The organism is Cupriavidus sp. DL-D2, assembly GCF_039710735.1.
In the GTDB taxonomy this organism is placed as follows: Bacteria; Pseudomonadota; Gammaproteobacteria; order Burkholderiales; family Burkholderiaceae; genus Cupriavidus.
Genome location: NZ_JBDKXK010000150.1, coordinates 1 through 759, shown reverse-complemented (window position 1 = coordinate 759; position 759 = coordinate 1). Strand labels below are relative to the sequence as shown.

General features: G+C 65.1%; 1 protein-coding gene. It reads right to left on the bottom strand.

Features of this window, described 5'->3' with window-relative positions; genetic code table 11:
• Positions 1-759 (bottom strand): catalase (locus ABDB81_RS30415; protein ID WP_346814423.1); only part of this gene is annotated, 759 nt, incomplete at its 5' end.

Genomic DNA, 759 nt, shown 5'->3' with positions numbered 1-759 from the left:
TTACTTTGCTTCGATCTTCTCGATCGCGGCGGCCACGCCTGCGCCGTAGGCCGGATCGGCCTTCGTGCAATGGTCGATGTGGCGCTGCTGGATATATCGCGACACGCCCTTGATGGCACGCGCCGTGTTATCGAACAGCACCTGCTGCTGAGCGGGCGACATCACGCGGAACAGCGCGCCCGGCTGCGAGAAGTAGTCGTCGTCCACGCGATGGTTCCAGTGGTCGGCGGCGCCTTCCAGCGTCAGCGGCGGCTCGCGGAAGTCGGGCTGCTCGGCCCACTCGCCCTTGGTGTTCGGCTCGTAGGCGATGGTGCTGCCGCCGTTGCTGTCGGTGCGGCCACGGCCGTCGCGGTGGTAGCTGTTGACGTACTTTGCGGCCTTCGGCGCGTTGACCGGAATCAGGTGATGGTTCACGCCCAGGCGGTAGCGCGCGGCGTCACCGTACGAGAACAGGCGGCCCTGCAGCATCTTGTCCGGCGAGAAGCCGACGCCAGGCACGATGGTCGACGGTGCGAACGACGACTGCTCGACCTCGGCGAAGTGGTTGTCCGCGTTGCGGTTCAGTTCCAGCATGCCCACTTCGATCAGCGGGTAGTCCTTGTGCGGCCAGACCTTGGTCAGGTCGAACGGGTTGAAGCGGTACTTGCCGGCGTCGGCCTCGGGCATGATCTGCACGCAGAGCTTCCAGCGCGGGAAGTTACCGCTTTCGATCGAATCGTACAGGTCGCGCATGTGGTATTCGCGGTCCTGGCCCGTGAC